General features: G+C 71.1%; 14 protein-coding genes. 11 read left to right on the top strand and 3 right to left on the bottom strand.

Features of this window, described 5'->3' with window-relative positions; translation table 11 throughout:
* The first annotated feature begins 483 nt into the window (after positions 1-483).
* From AC08OJ_RS05285 to AC08OJ_RS05235, 11 genes are all read left to right on the top strand, one after another.
* Complete coding sequence (locus AC08OJ_RS05285) at positions 484-1,059, top strand: TerD family protein (RefSeq protein ID WP_462186837.1); 576 nt, start codon at positions 484-486, stop codon at positions 1,057-1,059.
* Positions 1,060-1,409: 350 nt separating this feature from the next.
* Positions 1,410-2,582 carry a DUF475 domain-containing protein gene (locus AC08OJ_RS05280; protein ID WP_476595187.1) on the top strand — a complete coding sequence of 391 codons (1,173 nt, stop codon included), beginning with the start codon at positions 1,410-1,412 and terminating at the stop codon, positions 2,580-2,582.
* 169 nt (positions 2,583-2,751) lie between these two features.
* Positions 2,752-3,429 carry a TerD family protein gene (locus AC08OJ_RS05275; RefSeq protein WP_476591808.1) on the top strand — a complete coding sequence of 226 codons (678 nt, stop codon included), beginning with the start codon at positions 2,752-2,754 and terminating at the stop codon, positions 3,427-3,429.
* A 231-nt stretch (positions 3,430-3,660) separates the two neighbouring features.
* Entirely contained in the window at positions 3,661-4,764 is a 1,104-nt protein-coding gene (locus tag AC08OJ_RS05270) for a hypothetical protein (RefSeq protein WP_476595185.1), read from the top strand.
* 60 nt (positions 4,765-4,824) lie between these two features.
* On the top strand, positions 4,825-6,495 hold the full coding sequence (locus AC08OJ_RS05265; RefSeq protein WP_476595186.1) for an Hsp70 family protein: 1,671 nt from the start codon (positions 4,825-4,827) through the stop codon (positions 6,493-6,495).
* Positions 6,496-6,862: 367 nt separating this feature from the next.
* The gene (locus AC08OJ_RS05260) at positions 6,863-10,399 is read left to right on the top strand and encodes a zinc ribbon domain-containing protein (protein ID WP_476595184.1); all 3,537 of its coding nucleotides are present in this window, start codon (positions 6,863-6,865) and stop codon (positions 10,397-10,399) included.
* Between the two features lie 629 nt (positions 10,400-11,028).
* Positions 11,029-12,567 (top strand): glycoside hydrolase family 26 protein, encoded by a 1,539-nt coding sequence (locus AC08OJ_RS05255; RefSeq protein ID WP_476595183.1) that lies wholly within the window; start codon positions 11,029-11,031, stop codon positions 12,565-12,567.
* Positions 12,568-12,845: 278 nt separating this feature from the next.
* Positions 12,846-14,054 carry an HpcH/HpaI aldolase/citrate lyase family protein gene (locus AC08OJ_RS05250; protein ID WP_476595182.1) on the top strand — a complete coding sequence of 403 codons (1,209 nt, stop codon included), beginning with the start codon at positions 12,846-12,848 and terminating at the stop codon, positions 14,052-14,054.
* Positions 14,051-15,616 (top strand): phosphoribosyltransferase family protein, encoded by a 1,566-nt coding sequence (locus tag AC08OJ_RS05245; RefSeq protein ID WP_476591814.1) that lies wholly within the window; start codon positions 14,051-14,053, stop codon positions 15,614-15,616. Before AC08OJ_RS05250 ends, AC08OJ_RS05245 begins: the two co-directional genes overlap by 4 nt.
* 5 nt (positions 15,617-15,621) lie before the next feature.
* Entirely contained in the window at positions 15,622-16,770 is a 1,149-nt protein-coding gene (locus tag AC08OJ_RS05240; RefSeq protein ID WP_476591827.1) for a cysteine protease StiP family protein, read from the top strand.
* Positions 16,767-17,636 (top strand): HAD family hydrolase, encoded by an 870-nt coding sequence (locus AC08OJ_RS05235; protein ID WP_476591815.1) that lies wholly within the window; start codon positions 16,767-16,769, stop codon positions 17,634-17,636. Before AC08OJ_RS05240 ends, AC08OJ_RS05235 begins: the two co-directional genes overlap by 4 nt.
* Before the next feature lie 308 nt (positions 17,637-17,944).
* On the opposite strand, the gene AC08OJ_RS05230 is transcribed toward AC08OJ_RS05235, so the two are convergent.
* The 3 genes from AC08OJ_RS05230 to AC08OJ_RS05220 all read right to left on the bottom strand — a co-directional run bounded on the left by AC08OJ_RS05230 (position 17,945) and on the right by AC08OJ_RS05220 (position 20,470).
* Complete coding sequence (locus AC08OJ_RS05230; RefSeq protein WP_476595181.1) at positions 17,945-18,259, bottom strand: hypothetical protein; 315 nt, start codon at positions 18,257-18,259, stop codon at positions 17,945-17,947.
* A 180-nt stretch (positions 18,260-18,439) separates the two neighbouring features.
* Positions 18,440-18,736, bottom strand: coding sequence for a PH domain-containing protein (locus tag AC08OJ_RS05225; RefSeq protein ID WP_476591828.1), 297 nt, complete (start codon positions 18,734-18,736; stop codon positions 18,440-18,442).
* 597 nt (positions 18,737-19,333) lie between these two features.
* On the bottom strand, positions 19,334-20,470 hold the full coding sequence (locus tag AC08OJ_RS05220) for a hypothetical protein (RefSeq protein ID WP_476595180.1): 1,137 nt from the start codon (positions 20,468-20,470) through the stop codon (positions 19,334-19,336).
* Between the last annotated feature and the right edge of the window lie 83 nt (positions 20,471-20,553).

The following is a 20,553-nucleotide window of genomic DNA, read 5'->3' as shown; positions in this document are numbered from 1 at the left end:
GGGTCGAGGCCGGAGCGTCACCGGGTCCCGGCGGCGGACGCCCGGCGCATTCCGGAATCATTGTGGTGATGTTGTGTGGTGGGGTCGGGGTAGCTTGTGTGGTGTTCCGCCGCGGTTACCGGCGCGTAAAGGGGTGATTCGATCGTGGAGGGCGAGCGGCACCGGGACGATCCGGGCGGAGCCGGCGCGGCAACGGGACGGCGCTGGGGCGGTGTGGCGCCGGCCGCGGGAACCTCGCGGCCCACTCGTTCGTCCCGCAGGGCACAGTACTCCGGCCACGTGGCCTTCGCGGGCGGAGAGTCACTGTGGCGTTCACGCCGCGCAGTAGGCTGCCGGCGCCCGGATGCCGGGGACACCCGGGGCGCACCTTGCCCCGGGTCGACGGCTTCCGCGGGGGGCCGCCTGAGCGGCCTCCGAGACATCTGAACAGCGGCAACATCTGAACAGCGGCCCTTTCGAACAACGCACAGCAGGAGGAGAGCAGTGGGAGTCAGCCTCAGCAAGGGCGGCAACGTGTCGCTGACCAAGGAGGCGCCCGGACTCACCAACATCCTGGTCGGACTCGGCTGGGACGTTCGGAGCACAACCGGCGCGGACTTCGACCTGGACGCGAGCGCCATCGCGTGCCGGGCCGACGGCAAGGTCGCGTCGGACGGGCACTTCGTCTTCTTCAACAACCTCAAGAGTCCCGACGGCGCGATCGAGCACCAGGGCGACAACCTGACCGGCGAGGGTGAGGGCGACGACGAGGCCATCATGGTGAACCTCACGACCCTGCCATCGGAGATTGACAAGATTGTCTTCCCGGTCTCGATCTATGACGCGGACTCGCGGCAGCAGAGCTTCGGCCAGGTCCGCAACGCCTTCATCCGGATCGTCAACGGCGCCGGCGGCAGCGAGATCGCCCGCTACGACCTCACCGAGGACGCCTCCACCGAGACGGCTATGGTGTTCGGCGAGGTTTACCGGCACGGCGCGGACTGGAAGTTCCGAGCCGTCGGACAGGGCTACGCCTCGGGTCTGACCGGGATCGCGCGCGACTTCGGCGTCAACGTCTGAACCCCGGGTGCGCGGTCGGGCTCGGTCAGGCGACCGGGCCCGACCTGCCGGCGGGTCTGACCGGGCCGGTGGGTCCGGACGGCCGGTCCGGTAATGACCGGATGCTAGGGATCCGGCCGTGTGTGGGTGACATGTACAGATAAAGCGATACACATCGGGTGTAGCATTTTTGTCAGGTCGCACCCACCAGACGAGCAGTTACGATGCCGACGACCGCCGCACCGGGCCAGTAGGCCGCGGACGATGCGGTCTCCGGTGATGCTTGAGCGATGCGGGATCCGACGGACCGCGGATCCGCCCGCGCGGCGCGGCCGGGATCTGGCGACCGGTCCGGGAGGGTGTTGGTAGGCGTGCACGCCTTGCGGGTCTTCGGATGGTCCTTGGCGATCACTGTTATCGGGGTGGCCGCGGCGGGGGTGATCGGTGGCCCCCGGGCCGCGGCGCTTGTCGCGATTCTCGCGGTGCTCGAGATCAGTTTGTCCTTCGACAACGCCGTCATCAACGCGACGATCCTTGGCCGGATGAGCCAGTTCTGGCAGAAGATCTTCCTGACGTTCGGCATCCTGATCGCGGTGTTCGGCATGCGTCTGGTCTTCCCGATCGCCATCGTGGCGCTGACCGCGCATCTCGGTCCGGTCGAGGTCTTCGACCTGGCGCTGAACGACAGTGCCCGGTACGCGGAGAAACTGGATGACGCGCATCCGGCCATCGCCGCGTTCGGCGGGATCTTCCTATTCATGCTGTTCCTGGACTTCTTGTTCGACCCCGAACGGGAGATCCAGTGGATCAAGAAGCTGGAGGAGCCGCTGCGCAGGGCGGGCCAGCTCGATGTGGTTCCGATCGTGCTCGGGCTCATCGCCCTGCTGGTGGTCGGCCAGGCCTTCGCCGGCGGCCACCAGCAGCAGGTGCTGCTCTCCGGGCTGGCGGGGCTCGCGACCTATCTGGGCGTGCGGGGACTCGGCGAGTTCTTCGAGGCCCGCGGTGTGGGCGCCGATGCCGACGACTCCGGCTCCGCGGCCGAGTCGGCCGGCTTGGCCCCGGCCCGGTTGAACGGCACCGCCGGCCCGCCGAAGTTGGTGCTCGCCACCGGCAAGGCCGCCGCGTTCCTCTTCCTCTACCTCGAGGTCATCGACGCGTCGTTCTCATTCGATGGGGTCGTCGGTGCCTTCGCGATCTCCCAGAATATCTTCATCATCGCGGCCGGCCTCGGGATTGGCGCGATGTACATCCGGTCCCTGACCGTCTACCTGGTCCAGCGGGGCACCCTCGGCGAATACATCTACCTCGAGCACGGTGCCCACTATGCGATCGGGGCGCTGGCCGTCATCCTGGGCGTCTCGATCGAGACCGAGGTTCCGGAGATCGTCACCGGTATCACCGGGGTGGCTTTCATCGGTCTGTCGCTGCTGTCCTCCATCCGCCACCGGTCCGCCGAGCGCGGTTCGGCGGGTGCCGGGTCCGTCCCGGGCGAGGGCGAGGGCGGCCCGGGGCAGCCACGGGAGGTCGTCGGCGCCCCGCTGTAGCGCCGGGCGGTGACAGCTGCCCGGCGCAACCGGGCCCGGGCGGCCGGTCTGGAGAGCACCGCCGCGGATGTGACATCGTCTGTGACATCGTCGGGTACCGGCGTCCGATCCTGCCAGGCGATGATTATCTGATCATGGATGACACCCAGCTACCGCGAGGGAGCGGACCATGGGCATCGACTACAGCAAACGTCCCGCCACCCCGGCGGCCGGTTCCGGCTTGGTCTCACTGAGCAAGGTGACACTGACGAAATCCGCGCCGACCGTCTCGCTGAGCAAGCAGGGCGGTGGCGGGCGGCTGCACGTGAACCTCAACTGGAACCAGCAGTCGGGCGGCGGCCAGCAGAAGGGCGGCTTCCTCAAGCGGGTGCTGGGCGCCGCGGGCGGCGGCATTGATCTCGACCTCGCCGCGTTGTTCGAACTCTCCGACGGCCGTGCGGGTGTGGTCCAGGCCTTGGGCGATGCGTTCGGCTCCTTCACGGACCCCCCCTTCATCAACCTCGACGCGGACGACCGCACGGGCGCCGCGGTCGGTGGCGAGAACCTGTACGTGAACCTCGCCGCCATCTCCCAGATCCGCCGCATCCTCGTGTTTGCCTTCATCTACGAGGGGGTGGCCTCGTTCGACCAGGCCGACGCGGTGGTCACCCTGACTCCGGCGCAGGGTGCCCCGATCGAGGTCCGGCTGGACGAGCGGGCCGGCGGCGTCCGGATGTGCGCCGTTGCCCTGCTGACCAATACCGGCAACGACTTCAAGGTCAGCCGGGAGGTCCGCTACGTCAGCGGTCACCGCGAGCTTGACGAGGCCTACGGCTGGGGCCTGAACTGGACCGCTGGCCGCAAATGACGCCGGTAGCCGGCGATGAGCCATCCGGTCCCGCCGCCCGTCGGCGAGGAGGATCGATACTCGATGTTCCAGCCACGTCGCGAGCCCTCACCCGAGCGGACGCGCGCCGACCGCGCGAGCTCCGACCAACGGGCCCACCCCGGGCACCGATCTCATCCTGATCGTGACCCGGCTTCCGGGCAAGGCCGGGAGCGGCCCGGGCGATACTCCGCCGATGATCGCGGCGGGCCGGTGCCTGGCGCCGAGCCGGGCCAGGCCGACCCGGCATACGCCGATCCTTCGCGAGCGGCCGGCTGGGAGCAGGGCCGGAGACGGCAGGTTCCGGTGGACGCCTATCCGCCGGGGGAGGACCGGTTCCCGGCACGGAACGCCTCGGCATGGTCCCCCTCGCCGCCGAGCCACGGCGGGTCGAGTGGCTACGGGGACCATGCCGGATCGGGGTATGGGGCGCGGGATGAGTTTCCCGGCGCAACCGACCCGTTTCCCGGCGCCGGACCTTGCGCGGACGGCAGCGACTACCCTGGCGACGGTTCCTACGCCCCCGACGGTTCCCGGCAGGAGTACCTCGAGAACGGTGATCTCCGGGACGGCGGTTCCGAGGGCGGGGACCTCGGGGCGGCTGGCCCCGAGGAGGCCGGGCCTGAGGAGGTCTGGCCCGGCGGGCCGGAGCCGGCCGTGGCATCCGAGCACGCCGGACCGGCGACGCCGACACGGTCCCCGACAGGCCCGGATCAACGGGATGGGGAGCGTGGCCCGGCCGGCCACGGCGGCACCGCGGCTCAGGATGATCAAGTTTCTCAGGGCGGCCCGGCGGATCAGGCCTGCCCCGCGGGCAGCCCGGGCCCTGACGGCGGCGGGACGGATCTGGTGGGTTCGATCGGTGCTGTCCAGGCGGTGGCGCTGGAACGCCTCGCGAGCCGCGTCGACGAATTGGCCCGGCTACGGCGGCATGATACCCAACCCGTGGACCGATTGCACACTGAGAATGCCCGGCTACGTAGTGGTGAACTTACCGAAGCCATGGCCCCCCTTCTGCGGGGGTTGATTCGACTTCATGATCAAATGGATACCCTGGGGGCCGACGATCCGCAGAGTGTCGCCGGCATCCTGCGTAAGCAGCTGCTCCAGGTGCTCGATGTCGCTGTGGACGTCCGCCCGTATACAGCGGTGCCGGGCGGGACCTTCGACCCGGCGCGGCACCTGGGGGTGCGTTGGGTGCTGACGGACGACCCGGGACGGGACGGGACGATCGCTCGTACTGTTCGTCCGGGCTTCGTCCGCGGCGAGACCACGGTCGTCCGACCGGCGGAGACCGAGGTCTACCGATCGCGCTGAGCCGCGGAGGGCGGGCACCGCGGCGAACGCTACGAGGCTTGTGAAGGGAAGAATTAGATGGTGGCAGGCACCAAGGTGTTCGGGATCGACCTGGGCACGACCTACTCCTGCATCGCCCAGATCGACGAGTACGGCCGACCGGAAGTGATCCGCAACATCGAGTCCCAGCCGACGACGCCTTCGGTCGTCCTGTTCGACACTGGGGCGGAGGGCCCAACCTCTTTCGTGGTGGGAACCCAGGCCAAACGCCAGACTCGCATCCGTCCCGACGACGTCGCCCGGCTGGTCAAGCGGCACATGGGCGCGTCGGACTGGCGGTTCGTGGCGCATGACGCGGAGTACAGCGCCTCCGCGGTGTCGAGCCTGGTGCTCAAGGCGCTCGCCGCGGACGCCGAACGCGCGACCAGTGTCCCGGTCACCGATGTAGTGATCACCGTGCCCGCGTACTTCGGTGACGAGGAGCGCAAGGCGACGAAGCTGGCCGGCGAGCTCGCCGACCTCAACGTGGTCGACATCATCAACGAGCCGACCGCCGCCGCCTTCGCCTACGGATTCGGCCAGGACGGGGCCGAGGAGTCGACCGTGCTGGTCTACGACCTCGGCGGTGGCACGTTCGACACCACGGTTATCAGGCTGAGCGAGGGCGCGATCACCGTGGTCGCCACGGATGGCGACCACGAGCTGGGCGGTGCGGACTGGGACAATGAACTCGTCCGCTACCTGGCGCAGAAGTTCACCGAGGCGCAGCCCGACGCGGGCGACCCGCTCGACGACGTCTATGACGAGCAGGAGCTGCTGGCCGCGGCCGAGGACGCGAAGCTGGCGTTGTCCGGCCGGGACAGCGTCGACGTGCTGGTCGTGCACAACGGCAGACGCACAAGCGTGCCGGTGATCCGGACCGTCTTCGAGGAGATCACCGGCCCGCTGCTGCGGCGCACTTTCGACCTGACCGGCTCGGTGCTAGCGCGGGCCCGAGAGAAAGGCGTCGAGAAGATCGACTTGTGCCTGCTGGTGGGGGGCATGAGCAAGACACCGGCGGTGGCCCGCCGGCTGCAGGAGTCCTTCGGGCTCACCTCCCGGCTTGCCGATCCCGATCTTGCCGTCGCCAAGGGCGCCGCGGTGTACGGGCAGAAGAAGGCGCTGGAGCGGGAGGTCCACGCGGACCTGGTCGCCAGCGGGCATCTACGTCCCGACCAGGAACTCGCCGCAGCTGACGCCGTGGACGTGGAGAAGGCGGCCGCCGCCAGCGCCGAGGAGGCGGGACTCGCGACCGCCTCCGTGGTTGATCTCGTCCGCACGAAGGTGACGAATGTCACGTCGCGTGGCTTCGGGATCTTCGCCGAGGATCGGGGCACACCGGTCGCGGCCTTCCTCGCCCACCAGAACGACCCGCTGCCTATCGCCGTCACCCGGACCTTCTACACCGTCGTCGACGATCAGGCCGAGGTGGACATCCGGGTCTTCGAGCAGGGCACCACCGCCGAGTTCACGGCGATCGACGACAACAAGGTGATCGTCGCCGGCTCCATCAGCGGGATTCCGCCTGGCCACCCGTTGGGCACCCCCGTTGAGGTGACCTTCACGATGGGCGGGGACCAGACGATCCAGGTCACCGCCTCGCACGAGGGCGCGGCCACCCCCCTGGTGCTCGAGGTGCGCGCCGGGGTCGGCTCGGAGGGGATGCGGGCCGTCGAGTCGGCGAAGGTCAGCCTGCTCAAGCAGCGGGACTGAGACCCCGCGGCGGATCGGGCCCCGGCGGATCGGCGCCGGTGCCCGAGGGGGCCGTTCGGCCTCCCCGACGAGTGTTCCCGCACGAGTGTTCCGGCCCGCGGCGGCCGACGCCGGAGTGGATAGGGTTCAGCCTGACCAGGCACCGCGTCCGGTGGAGCGCCTTCCAGGCCTCGCGGGGACGTGGGTGCGCGCAGTGCGTGCGGGCGGTGCCAACCTGGCGTCCGCGGCCCGCGCCGAGGCGCGGCTTCGTACTCTCAGGTGTGGAGTGGTCGACGGCCGCTTCACGATCGGCGCCTGACGACGGGCCGCCGGCCGATTCCCGGCGGGCATGGCGGGCGCGGTGGGCACGTGGGACGAAGGTGGATCGGTGAGCGCGGCGTTCGACGGCAGCGGCTATCGCCAGCGGGTGCTGGCGCCGCTGCGGGCCTGTGCCTCCCTGGACACCACCGACCCGTTCCTCCTCGCGGGTCTCGATCCGACGATGGCGTACACCGACTCCGACGTCGGGGCGCACCTGGTGCGGGTGCTCGCCTTCCTGCAGCGGGAACGCAACTCGGCGAAGTACGCGACCCTTGCCGCCGAGCTTGTCCGTCGGCGGGCGGAATGGGAGGAGCCGCTGCGGGACGCGGACTCCCGGGAACGGGTCCGCGCCCGGGTGCTGGTGGCCCGGCGTAGCGGTGACGCCGAGCGTCTCGCCAAGGTCGACGGCTATCTCGCCACCGTCCGGGAGCGCTTCGGCGGCATCCCGGCATCCCGGGTGGACGGCCTGCGCCGCCTCGCCGTCGCCGCCGGGGTGACGGTCGAGGAGTTCGATGCTCGTCTGAGCCGGGAGCAGATCATCATCGACGCCGTCGGCGGGGGCGTCGAACCGCTGCCGGCCGAGGTCCGCCGGCAGATCTCTGAACGGCTCGGCGAGCTGCGCGCCCTGCGCGGCGGGGGCCGGGTCTCGACGGCGTCGCTGTGGGCCTTCCTGGGGCTGGCCCCGGACGCCTCACCGGAGCGGCTGCGGGCCGCGTACGCCGTGATGGTGGCGGGCAACCACCACCGTCCCCATGACCGGGAGAAGACGGTCACCGCGGACCTGCTCGCCCTCGTCTCCGCCCGGTTGATCGAGGGTGACCCCGCCGCGTACACCGTTGGGCTGATGGCGGACGCCGTGGACGAGCTGCGGCCCGCGGTCGAGGAACACGTCGTGCTCGACGGCGAGCTCACCGCGGTCGCCTTCGAGGGTCTCGTCCGGGCGGCGCTCGCGACCGGGCGCGGACTGACCGCGGCTCAGGCGAAGTCCGTCGCCCTGGAGGCGGCCCGGGAGCTCGGCGCCGCGGTGAACGTCGGCGGGGTCGTCGACTACGTGGTATGCTCGGGATGCGGCCGGCCGGAGGCGGCCGGGTCCGTGCGGCACTGCCGGCACTGCGACACCGACCTCTACACCACCTGCCCGTCCTGCGGATCGATAACCGAGGCGGCGGCGGTCGTCTACCGGCACTGCGGGCACAGCCTGCGCCAGGCCAGGGAGGCGGCCGAGGCGCTCGTCGCGGTGCGCCGCGCCCTGGAGGGCGGTCATCCCCGCCAGGCTGGCGAGATCCTCACGATCGCCCATCCGGTGCTGGCCGCCGTCGGTGGGCCGGTCGCCGGGACGGCGGAGGAACTGGGAGCCCGGGTCTCCGCCGCGCTGGGCGCCGCGGACGCCGGTTGGCGAGCCCTCGCCGAGGCCCGCGCGGCGTGCCGGGCGGATGCGGCGCTCGCCGACGCCCGCTGGCTCGCGGCACAGGCCGCCGACGTCTCCGGCCCCGACGGCCGGAAACCGGCCGAGGTACTGGCCGAGCTCATTGCCGCCCAGGCGGTGATCCGCCGGCGGGTCGAGGCGGCGCGCGCGCTACCACCCGAGGACCAGGAGGCCGCCCTCGCCGCGGTCCTCGCGACGGCGGCGGACAACCGGGAGGCGCTCGCGGCGATGGCGGCCCTGCCGCTCTCCCCGCCGTCCGACCTGACCGCGGTGCCGGGCCCCGACGGTTCGGTGCAGCTGTGGTGGCGTGCTTCGCCCTCGGTCGGGGGAGCGGTCTCCTACCGGGTGGAACGCATCGTGCCCGTGGAAGTTAGCGACGGCCAGGGGGTGGCCCCGGGGCGGAGCAGCCTCGGTACCACCCGCTCGACGGAGCTGTGCGATGCCGGCGCCCCCGCCTGGACGCCGGTGCGATACGAGGTGACCGCCCTCTGCGGTGAGCGCCGTTCCGTGCCGGTGGAGGCCGCCCCGCTCGTCTTCACCCGGGACATCACCGACCTGCGGGCCGAGCGCACCGCCGCCGGGGTCCGCCTGGACTGGAGCCTCGGCGGGGCGCTGGCCGCCGTGACAGTGGAGCGGACGGTGGCACCGCCCGCCGCGGTCAGCCAGCCGCCCCGGCGGGCGCGGGGCACCGGCGGCCTCTTCCACGACACCGATGTCGTCGTCGGCGTGACCTATCGCTACCGCGTCTTCGTCGAATACCAGGACGCGCAGGGACGCCCGGCCCGGACCCCCGGGGCCGAGGTGACGCTGGAGGTGGCCGCCCGCCCGCGGCCCGTCCATGACCTCACGGTGGTCACCGCCGCCGGGCGGACCACATTGCGCTGGACGCCGCCGCCCGGCTGGGAGGTGCGGATCTACGCGACCCCGGTGCCGGAGCCGCCGGCCGTCCCCGTCGCCACCGCCCACGCGACCAGTACCGGCCCGTGGCCCTACCCGGGGTCGGGGCCCCTGCCGATGATCGGCATCGGGCCAGAAGGCAGCGACGTGTCGCTCGCTGCCATCACCGATTCGTCACGTCTTGTGGGACTGAGCCGTTCCGGGCAGGTCAGCGAGGCGGCACAGGTCGGCGAGGTCATCTACACGCCGCTGACGGTCCATGGCGGGACGGCCGTCGTCGGCCGGGCCGTGCGTCACCTCGCCATCGAACCCGTGCGGGACCTGCGCGCCGACGATCGAGGCGACTCGATCGTGCTGTCCTTCCAGCTGCCGCCGGGGGTCACCGAGGCGCGGGTGCTCTGGCGCCGCGACCAACCGCCGACCGGACCGGATGATCCCTACGCCGCGGGCGCCAAGGTCACCAACACCAGCCTGGAGATCAAGGGCGGCTGGCATCTCGCCGCGCCGCGGGACGGGTGGGCCTACCACGTGGCCTGCTACCCGGTGTACCGGTCGGGGGGCGTGGCCCGGGTGGTCGCGGCCGGCGTCTCAGTGCTGGCGCGCCCCGCGACGCGTCCTGATCCACCCCCGATGCCGGCGGCGTCCGGGAGCAGCCCGGGAGGCTCGGCCGGCGTGGTCTCGGCCGGCGTGGTTTCGGGCCGGTCGGTGGTCGGTGCCGTCGCCGACCCGATCACGATGCAGTCGCTGGGTGGGCCGACCCAGCCCCGCACCGGGGGCTATCCGTTGCCTACGGCGACGGGTGCTGTGCCGTTGCCTACGGCCACGGGCACCTACCCGCAGCCCATGACCACCGGCCCCCTCCATCCGGTGCCGGTCCGTCCGGTGCCGGAGCACGCGCCGGAGGCGCAGACGAACCCGCCGGCGGGCCCGCCCACCGGCCCCGCGTCACCGCCGCCGGCTCCGGTCGCCCAGCCGACCGTCACCTACACCGTGAGCAGGTCCGGCTGGCGGCGGCGCACCCTACGGGTACAGGTGCACACCACCGGTCCGGCCGGAGATCTGATCCTGTTCGCGCGGCCGGGAACCGTACCGCCGCGGGTGGCCGCGGAGGCCCACGAGCTGTCTCGGCTCGCCGCTGTGGACCAGGCCGGCACCCGGACCATCGACGTCACTCTGGACGGCGCCCAGCTGCCCTGGGGAGTCCGGCTGTTGCCGGCGCTGGTGCACCCGACTGGATGGACCATCACCCAACCACCGGACGACGCATTGGTCATTCGATGATCCGGAGCGATCCCGGGTGAGTGTGCTCTCTGTGGTCCGCTCCGGCTCATTTCTTCTTGTCTTTCCGTTGATTTATGGCGGTTACCTCGGGATTTGTAGCACCAGATCTACAACATATGCGCTACTACGAAAAATATTCATGAGGGTGCTGTTCCTTGGCTGGGGTGCGCCGTTTACGATTGGTCTCATCACTCCTAGTCCCAGTACCGTCCAGGTGTGTATCGGTTACCTGGGTGGAGCACCTGTCGAATCGTTCCGGCTGCGAGGTCGGGGACGGTCGGGTTCACGGACGGGCACCTGACGGTGCCCGGTCGACTCGCCTGGTGAGGCATGGGTCGAGTCCGGTGGAGCGCTGAGCGGTTGCCGTGCGAGCGGTCCGCTCGGAGGGGACGCCCATCGTCGGTCGTGGTCCGGCCATGCTCCGCCGTCGCGTGCCGGGTGATCCGACGGGAGTATGTCACGCCAACACCGAAAGGCAGCGCGCGAGCATGGCCTCGATCATCCGCGGCCGACCCGCCCCTCCGGTCGGCCGGCCGATTCCCTCAGCCCATCGACGACCCCGCAGCGGCCGGATCCACACCCAGCGTCGGGTCCGGACCGGAGCCCGGATCGGCCTGATAGCCGTGTTCGTGGTGGGTCTCCTCCAGGCGGTCACCCCGCTGGCCCGCGCCGCGGGAAACTCACCGTCGCCGACTCCGGCCGTGTCGCCATCCGCGACGAGCGGATCCAGCCGGGCGGGGGGCGACGCGGGCAGTGGCCGCACGCAGGGCGTTCCGCTCACCACGCTGAGCCCGCAGGCGCGCAGCCGGATCACCCTCGTCCTCTTCGACCAGGACATCGTGCTCGTCGGTGGCCGCAGTTTTACCGCGGGTGATGATGTCACCGTCGTGGCGGAGACGGCCAAGCTGGGCGGCAGCGCGCTCACCCGGGCGGACGCCGACGGCCGTTTCATCCTCGGCTTCCGGGTGCCGGCGGACTTCGCGGGAACCGTCAACGTCAAGGCCACCCAGGGCACGGCCACGGCGACCGACGCCCTTGATGTGACCGGACCGGAGGCGGCCGCCCGGGCGTTCCAGGCCGCCCCGACTCTTCCCGACGAACCGGTGGTGAAGACGGCGCCCTCGACGTCGCCGTCTCCCAGGCAGCAGGGCGCGTCCGCGGGCACCTCGCCGAGCCCGGCCGTCTCGCCCGCGCCGTCCCCGTCCGCCCCGTCCGCCGCCGGTTCGGCGTCCGCGTCGCCGTCCCCCGGTACGGGATCGACGGGCACCGGCGCCGGTGGGACGAGGTCGGGCCTGCCGTGGCTGTCGGGGTTCCAGTCGCATCAGCTCGCGCAGCTCGTCGAGTTCGGTGACTGGCGCGGCCGGCCGAACGACATTGTCCACGTCTACACGAGCCGCAACCAGGGTTGGGGCGGGCTGGTGGAGCCGTCCTGGCCGGTGGATCTCTTCAAGGGTTTCCAGGGCAAGCTGCTGATCAGCCAGCCGACATTCCCCAAGGGCCAGGGCAACAACGCCGCCTGCGCCCGAGGCGAGTACGACTCCGAATGGAAGAAGCTCGGCAGTTTCCTCGTGGCGCACGGCCGGGCGGACTCCATCATCCGGATCGGCTGGGAGTTTAACGGAACATTCATGTACTGGCACACGGACGCCGACCCGACGGCGTTCCGGGAGTGTTTCCGGAAGATCGCGACCGCTATCCGGTCCACCGACCCCGAAGTCAAGATCGACTGGACTTTCAACGCGCACGCCTCCCCAGTGCCCAGAGGCAACAGCCCCTGGGGCGCCTACCCCGGCGACGAGTACGTGGACTATGTCGGCATCGACCCCTACGATCACTTCCCCCCGTCGAAGGACGAGGCGACGTGGAACAAGCAGTGCGAGGACGTCAACGGCCTGTGCTACGTGATCAGGTTCGCCCGGGAGCACGGGAAGAAGGTCGGCGTCGGGGAATGGGGGGTGGCCTCCTGCAGCGGTGACGGCGGTGGCGACAATCCCTTCTACATCCAGAAGATGTTCGACACCTTCAAGGCGGCCAGCGACGTGATGGGCTACGAGGCCTACTTCAGCGACCCCACTCCCGGAAACGTCTGCTCGACCATCACGAACGGCGGTCAGAACCCGAAGGCGTCCGCCATGTACAAGAAGCTCTTCGGATTCGGCGCCAGTTAGTCGAGTTCGTGGGGGCGGGCGGCGCCTCGGCCGCCCGCTGCCGACTGGTGGCTGGCCGCTCGCGGACGCTGCGCCGCAGGTCGGCGCCCCGTAGATGGCGCCGAGATGGCCGCCGTGTGTCGGCTGGCTGTCAGTTCCCGCCGTCTGTCGTCGGAGGCCATTCGCCAGGTACCGTCACCGAGAGGCGACGTTTCACGATCTTGCCGGCTCCGGTCGGCGCGTACCGTTTCGGGATGCTCGTCGAACGACGCCCCTGCCTTTGACGAGGAGAACGCTGCTTGCGCCACTTCGCCTTTCTGGGCCCCGAGACGGTTGACGCACTGTTCCTCCGGCCGCCGGAGGACATCGCCGTGAATGATGATCGTCGTCTGCTGGCCACCGCGCTCGGCGCGACCCTCTACGCCCCGGGGACGCGCCCCCGGTTGGCGTCGGACGTGCACAGACAGACCGCGGCGGGGGTGACCTCGATGGTTCTCTGCCTGGAGGACTCCATCGCTGACACCGAGGTGGCCGCCGCCGAGGCCAACGTCGTCGCCGCGTTGCGCGCGCTCGCGGCGGAGCCCCCCTGGGCCGCGGGCGCGATACCATTGCTGTTCGTCCGGGTCCGCGCGGTCGGGCAGATCCCGCATCTTGTCGACCGGCTCGGGCCGGCCGGAGTCGGGTGTCTCGCCGGGTTCGTGCTGCCCAAGTTCGCCGAGGAGGGTGGCGAGGCGGCGATGGAGGCGGTGCTGCGGGCCTCCGAGACGGTCGGTCGCCCGCTGTGGGCCATGCCGGTGCTGGAGAGCCCGCAGGTCATCAACCGGGAGACCCGGGTGGAGGCGTTGTCGGCGGTCCGGCGGCTGGTCGACAAGCACGCCGACCAGGTGCTGGCGATCCGGCTCGGTGCGACGGACCTGTGTGGGCTGTTCGGGCTGCGCCGTGACCGCGACCTGACGATCTACGACATCGCTGTCGTCCGGGACTGCATCGCCGATATCGTGAATATCTGTGCGCGGGGCGGTGACCACGTCGTGACCGGACCGGTCTGGGAGTACTTCGCCCAGCCGGAACGGCTCTTTGTCAGCTCGCTGCGGGTGACCCCGTTCGCGCAGGCGGACCGCGTCGACGGCGGGGAGGATGCGATCCGGATGCGCAGCGAACTGGTCTCTGCCGACCTTGACCGGCTGATCCGGGAGGTCGTTCTGGACAAGGCCAACGGCCTGATCGGCAAGACGGTGATCCATCCCAGCCACGTGCCCGCCGTGCACGCGCTGCACGTCGTCCCCCAGGAGGAGTACACCGATGCCGAGACTGTCCTCGACGGGGATGCCGGCGGGGTACGGCCGAGCAGCTACGCGAACAAGATGAACGAGTTGCGTCCGCACCGGGCCTGGGCCGAGGCGGTGATCCGCCGGGCGCGCGCGTTCGGTGTCCTGCGCGAGGGTGACACCTTCGTCGAGGTGCTGGCGGCGACGCACGGTCGTCTCGGCCAGCGGAATGCCCGATGACGGCGACGGCGGGGACGGACGCCCCCACCGGCGCGCCCATCCCTCACCCGGCCGCGCCCGTGCCCGCCCACATCCCAGCGGCCGCCCCCGCAGGGATGTGGCTGTGGACCGCGCTGGGCCTCGATGTCCAGGTCACCGCGGACGTGGCGGGCCAGGGGCTGCACGCCCTGGTGGGACTCGCCCTGCGCCGCAACCCACGCCGGGCGCACCTGTTGGTCAGCCGGGTGCTCGGCAAGCATCTGCCGGTGGCCCCGGCCGAGGCGCTCGCGGCCGGGGCCGGGGTCGCCGCGCTGGTCCGGGCACTGCCCGGCTTCGAGGAGGCCGGAAAGCGGGTCGCGGACCCGCCGGTTGCGGGTTCGCTGGTGCCGGGTTCGCCGGTCGAGCAGCCCGGGGGCCCGCGGACCGGCCCGATCGTGATCGGTTACTGCGAGACCGCGACGGCGTTGGGGCACGCGGTCGCCGACGGTCTCCCGACGAGCCACTACCTGCACACCACCCGGCGGCCGCTGCCCGGTGTCACGCCGATCCTCGAGTTCGTGGAGTCCCATTCTCACGCGACCCACCACTGGCTGATGCCCGAGGACCGCGAGATCCTGCGGTGCGGCGCGCCGATCGTGCTCGTCGACGACGAGCTGTCGACCGGGCGCACCGCCCTCGGCACGATCCGGATCCTGCATGCCCACGCCCCACGCGAGCACTACGTGGTTGCCACGCTGCTCGACGCCCGTCCGCCCGCGGCCCGGGCCGCGTTCGCCGATCTCGCCGACGAGCTCGGGGTCCGGCTGGATGTCGTCGCCCCGCTTACGGCCACCGTCACCGTGCCGGCCGAGATCGCGGCCCGAGCCGCGCGGGTCCGCGCCCGGTTCGCCGGGGGCGCGGACGGTCGGGACGAGGCGCGGGCGACGGGGGCGCTGGTGGCCCACCCGGTTCGCCGGTTGGTGGCCGACTGGCCGTCCGACCTGCCTGACGGTGGCCGTCATCGCTGGTCGCAGACCGACCGCCACCGCCTCGACGAGGTCGTGCCGCCGGTCGCCGCGACGGTACTGGCCGCGCTGACCCGGCCCGCGGGTCGCACGCTCGTGCTCGGGACGGAGGAACTGATGTACACGCCGATGCGGATAGCGGACGCGCTGGCCCGGACGAGTCCGGGTGAGATCCGCTACCAGTCCACGACGCGTTCGCCGGTCCGCCCCGTCGACGTCGACGGCTACGCCATCCGCGCCGCCCTCACCTTCCCCGCGCCGGACGACCCGGGCCGGGCCAGCCACGTCTACAACGTCCGGCCCGGGATGTACGACGACATCGTGGTGGTCGTCGACTCCGTCCCGGACGTCGATTTTGAGACGGACGTCGCCCCGGGGGCGGACCGGAGCTCTCCCCGTGCGGATACCGGCCTCCACGGCATGCTTACTCAGCTACGCCGATGCGCTCCGGTCACGGTGCTGACGCTGCCCTCCTACCGGCCCTCCTACCAGCCGTCCCCTCGACCGACCGGTGCGCCGCCCGCCGGTGCGCCGCCCGCCGCCGGACCGCTCACCGGTGCGCCCGGGGACGCCCGGTGAGCGGGATCGGCGCGGTGGATCCCGCGCTCACCGGCACCGTCGGCTCGGGTTCATACGATCCGGCGGACGTGACCTTCCTGCTGACCGACCTCAGCGCGGTCGCCTTGGAGCGGCCCACCGAGGACCGTGAGGAGGCCATGCAGGCCGGCCGGCACTACTCCGAGGACCTGCCGGTCGAGTACCAGCCTGACGCCGGTTACCTGGAGCTCTACCACCGGGCGCTGGACCGGTCGGTCCGCCGGGTCGCGCTCGCCACCGGCCTCGTGGCGGAGCTTGTACGGGTCACCAAGCCCGAGCCGGTCCTGGCCTCGATCGCCCGGGCCGGTACCCCGGTGGGGATCCTGATGCGGCGCTGGTATAGCTGGCGCCACGGGTTCGATACCCCGCACTACGCGATCTCGGTGATCAAGGATCGCGGCGTGGACCTGAACGCGATCCGCTACCTCACCTCCCGGCACAACCGGGAGGTGATCCAGTTCGTCGACGGCTGGACCGGCAAGGGGGTGATGACCCGGGTGCTGACCGACGCGGTGGCGCGGCTCGGGCTGGACGACACCCTCGCCGTACTGGCTGACCCGGCTCGGTGCGTGCCGCTCTACGGGACCCGCGACGACTTCCTCATCCCGAGCGCCTGCCTGAACTCGACGGTGAGCGGGCTGGTCAGCCGGACCGTCCTCAACGCCGAGCACATCGGTCCGGATGACTTCCACGGTGCGAAGTACTACGCCGAACTCGCGGCGCACGATCTGTCCCGGCACTTCGTCGAGACGGTGGCGGCCCACTTCCCCGAGGTGGCCGACGAGGTCGCCGAGACCTGGCCGCGGCTGTGGGCCGCCGACCGCAGTCCGACCTGGGCGGGCTGGGCGGCGGTGGAGCGCATCGCAGCCGCGTTCGACATCCCCGACGTGGTCATGGTGAAGCCGGGGGTGGGGGAGACGACTCGGGTCCTGCTGCGCCGGGTGCCCTGGCGCATCCTCATCGCCCCCGACCGGTTCGACGAGCTGGCGCACGTGCTGGCACTGGCCGCCGACCGCGACGTCGAGGTCCAGGAGATGGCGGACCTGCCCTTCTCCTGTGTGGGGCTGGTCCGCCCGGTCGGCGCGGCACCGGTCTTCCACACCCCGAACGCGCGCTGGCGTCCGGACGTCCCGTGACGGCCGACTCGTCCGCCGTGACGGTCGGCCCGTCCGCCGCGTCCGGGCCGCGTCATCTGCTGGCCTGTGACCTGGACAAGACGCTGATCTTTTCCCGGCACTCGCTGCTGCTGGCCGACGACCGGCCCGCACCGGAGCTCGTCGAGGTCGAACGCCTCGACGGCGCGCCGATCTCGTTCGCGACGGCGCGGTCGCTGGCCCTGCTCGCCGAGTTGCACGACCTCGCCGTCCTCGTCCCGGTCACCACCCGCACCCTCGCCCAGTACGCGCGGGTCAAGCTCGGGGTCCGGCCGCGCTACGCGATCGCGGCCAACGGCGGGCACCTGCTGGTCGACGGGGTCCCCGATCCGGCCTGGGCGGCGGGCGTGGCGGCCGAGGTCGCCGCCGCCTGCGCCCCCCTGGCGGAGATGGTGGCGCTCGCCGAGCGGTCCGCCGCCGGCGGCTGGGCCCGGCTCGTGCGGGTCGCCGACGGGTTGTTCGTCTACCTCGTCGCCCACGACCGCGCTGGCATTCCCGACCTGACCGGGGAGGCCGAGACGGCGCGGGCTGCGGGCTGGGCGATGTCGCTGCAGGGGCGGAAGGTGTACTTCGTCCCGTCGGTCCTGACCAAGCAGCGCGCGGTGGCCGAGGTCGCCCGCTGTGCCGGTACCGCCCGGCTGCTGGCCGCGGGGGACTCCGTGCTTGACGTCCCGATGCTCGCGGCGGCCGACCACGCCGTCCGTCCGGCCCACGGTGAGCTGCACGAGCTGGGCTGGTCGGGCCCGAATGTCACCGTCACCGCCGCGGCCGGGGTGCTCGCGGGCGAACAGGTGCTGGCGGCGTTCGTCGCGCGGGTCCGGGCCGAGATCGCCGCCGGGAGTCGCTGAACCTCCTCGCGCGACTTCCGGGCCCGTTCAGACCGGGCCTTGGCGCCGTTCTTCTGGTGTGCCGGGCAGCGGCGGCGGCTCGGAGCCCGGCCCGAACCCAGGCGCCCAGATTTTCCGCAGCGGCCTGCCATGCGGGCACGTCCCCCGCTCTGGTACCCGCTCGACGCTGCCTGTGGCATGCAACTGGGCGCCACGGCGACGCCGGCACTTGTCGCAGGCCACCAGCGACAGCATCGGCACGACCGGCTCCGGCCCGGTCGGGCCGCAGTCGTCCGCCGGCCCCGGCCCCGGCTCAGGCGGATCGCTGGTCATTTTCTCTTGGTGATTTGTTTAGCCCCGCCGCACGTCGGGCACTTCTTCTCCTGCGTTCCCGAATAGCCACCATCTTCGTCTGTCTCGACCCGTTCGGCGACCACGTTCCCGGTGCCGTTGCAGGTGGGGCAGTCCGCGGTCTCCATCGGCTCGAGGTCGGCATGCCCGGCCTTCGCGCCCCGCTTGTCGTAGTTCTTCTCGGTATCGGGGTTGTTCTTGGATTCGGCGGATCCGCCTTTGCCACCGCGTTTGACGCTGTCACGGCCGGTGGAGGCTCCACCACTGGTCGACCCTCGCTTGTTCCACGCCATGGGTTGCTCTCCGTCTACAGTCGATCCCTCCCCGCATCAACGGTAGCGGCGGAGCACCCCGGCCAGTACCAGAACAGCCGGAACTGTAACCGTGCGCCCGGTCCGGGGCTGCCCTCGCGTGTGAACGCCCCGCCAGCTCTTCATGGGAAGGGGACCGGCGGGGCGCTTTTTGCTGCCGGCCTATGGGTTCCGCGGATGCTGTCGCGACTGCGTCGATAGACCGTTGAGCATGTCTCGGACCTTTATGGGCTCCGGCACTGACTCGAGAGTCACCGTGTCCTGACCCCATCCGCGGTGGACGTGAACGGTGACGTCACCGACGCCACGTGCTCGTTGCATGAGGGTCTGGCGGACGTCGATGTCGAACAGCCATTCGAGTTCATACTGCTCGGTTGTGGTAGTGGCAATGCCTCGGGTGACGTAGAGGCGGATGTTGGTGAGCCGGTAGCGGCCTGCGGCGCGCCCACCGGAGGCCATGCCGGCGATCGTTTGGCTGGTGGCCTCCCACAGGACACGTTCATCATGGGGAGCGTGACCTCTCGGGTGCCGCTGGGGTGGCGGGTAGTCATGCCACGGCCCGGAACGCTCTTGGCGGGCAGGCGGATGTGAGCTGCCGTACGGATCGGGTGGCACCTGATGTGTCGTCACGTCTCCCCCTGTGGATATTGGGAGGACCGACGGTATTCGCCGCCTTGCCTATGAGTGGACCCGGGAGCCACCAGTTGGCTAGCCGTTGACGTGAGTGTGTGGTGCGGCGGAAGCCCCGCGATCCTGGAGGTCGCCCCGGCCCGCTGTCAGCGCCAACCTCGGGCCGATGGTCTTTGATCCAGCGTTCGACATCGGTGGCGGCCCGGATGCTGGAGCCCGATGAGAGCGCGATGATCGACCTCCGGTCTATTTCCACAGGTCGGAGCGCCCTAAATGACTTTAGGGCACCCACGACCGGTAACGCCGTCGCCCTGATATAGCGTCGGATCGCGGGCGCGGCCTGACCTCCCGCACCACCGCTGACCCCGGCCGCTCACAGTGGCCGGGCTCTTCCTTCGGCATGCTCGGACGCTAGGTGCGGGAAGGTCAGACGGTGGCCAGCCGGCGGCCGAATTCCTGCACCAGCGGCTCCGACTTCCACGCGGACAGATCGGCGGCGAGTCGGCGGGCGCGGCCGTGCACCTCCGCGTTCGGCGCATGCTTCACCACGTCGAGTGCGGCGACGACGGACGTTGCGGCAGCGTCGGGGGCTGGACGCTCGCCACGAAGGTGCCCAGATGCGACCGCCAGATGAGCAAGCGCCATCCCCTGACAGGGACGCGCAAACGACTCGGCGGCGGCCGCGCCGTAAGTGATCGCCACCGCGGCGCGGCCGGGTATCTGCGTGGCGGTCAGCGCGGTGAAAAGGTGCTCGTTGGCCTCGCCCCACACTATCCCCGGCTGGCCGCTGGCTGCGGCGCGCATCCCCTCGCGCATCGCCGCGAGGGCCTCATCGGCGCGGCTGTACAGCCCCGCAGCCGCGGCCGCTTCCGCCTCATAGGCAGCAAGGCGTGCGCGGTCCGCTGGATCGGCGATCTGTCGGCCTTGTGTGGCGATGTCGGCCGCGTTGAGCGCCAGCCCGGCGTCGAGTGCCTGCCACGACTGGATCCCGGCGACGCGGGCCTGGAGTGCTGGTTCACCGGCGGCGTTGGCGCGAACTTCGGCGATCCCAGCGAACACCCGGCCGAATTGTTCATGCCCCGCGAACGCGGCGACTGTTGACAGGCCGGCTGCGAGCGTGCCCGCCAGCAGAGTCAGCTTCGGGACGTACGCAGGATGAACCCGCCGGGACAGGATCCCCTCAACCACTGTCCATGCGTCGTACGCAGGCGGGAACAGGTCGGCTGGGTCGGCGGCGTCGCGGTCCCGTTCAAGGTCGGCGAGTGCGGTTTCCGCGTCCGCCACATCCATGATCTTGGGCCGGTGTGATTGGAGCTGCGTATCCACGTCGCCAGCGAACGCCAGCACCGCCGTCGCGCTAAGACCGCCGACGCCGAAGAGTCGCCTATCCGTTGGTCTCACCTCCCGTGTTGCGTCCACTGTCCGCCCCGGCAGCGGGGGAAGTCCACCCATACCGGGAAACGCCTTCGCCGCGACCCGCGCGAGCCGGATTTCTTCGTCCTCCCGTTTGGCTTGCACCCACAGGGTGAACAGGCCCCCGCCCGCGCGAAGAGCCTCATCCATCGCGATGATCACAGTGTCGGATGGTATGCGCCACTCCCGGCCGCCGGGCTGCCGTCCTTGGGCGGCAGCCGAGAGGGCTTGGC

The organism is Frankia sp. CgKIO3 (assembly GCF_977946435.1).
Note: the sequence above shows the minus strand (reverse complement) of the source record. Positions and strands in the feature narration are given on the sequence as shown.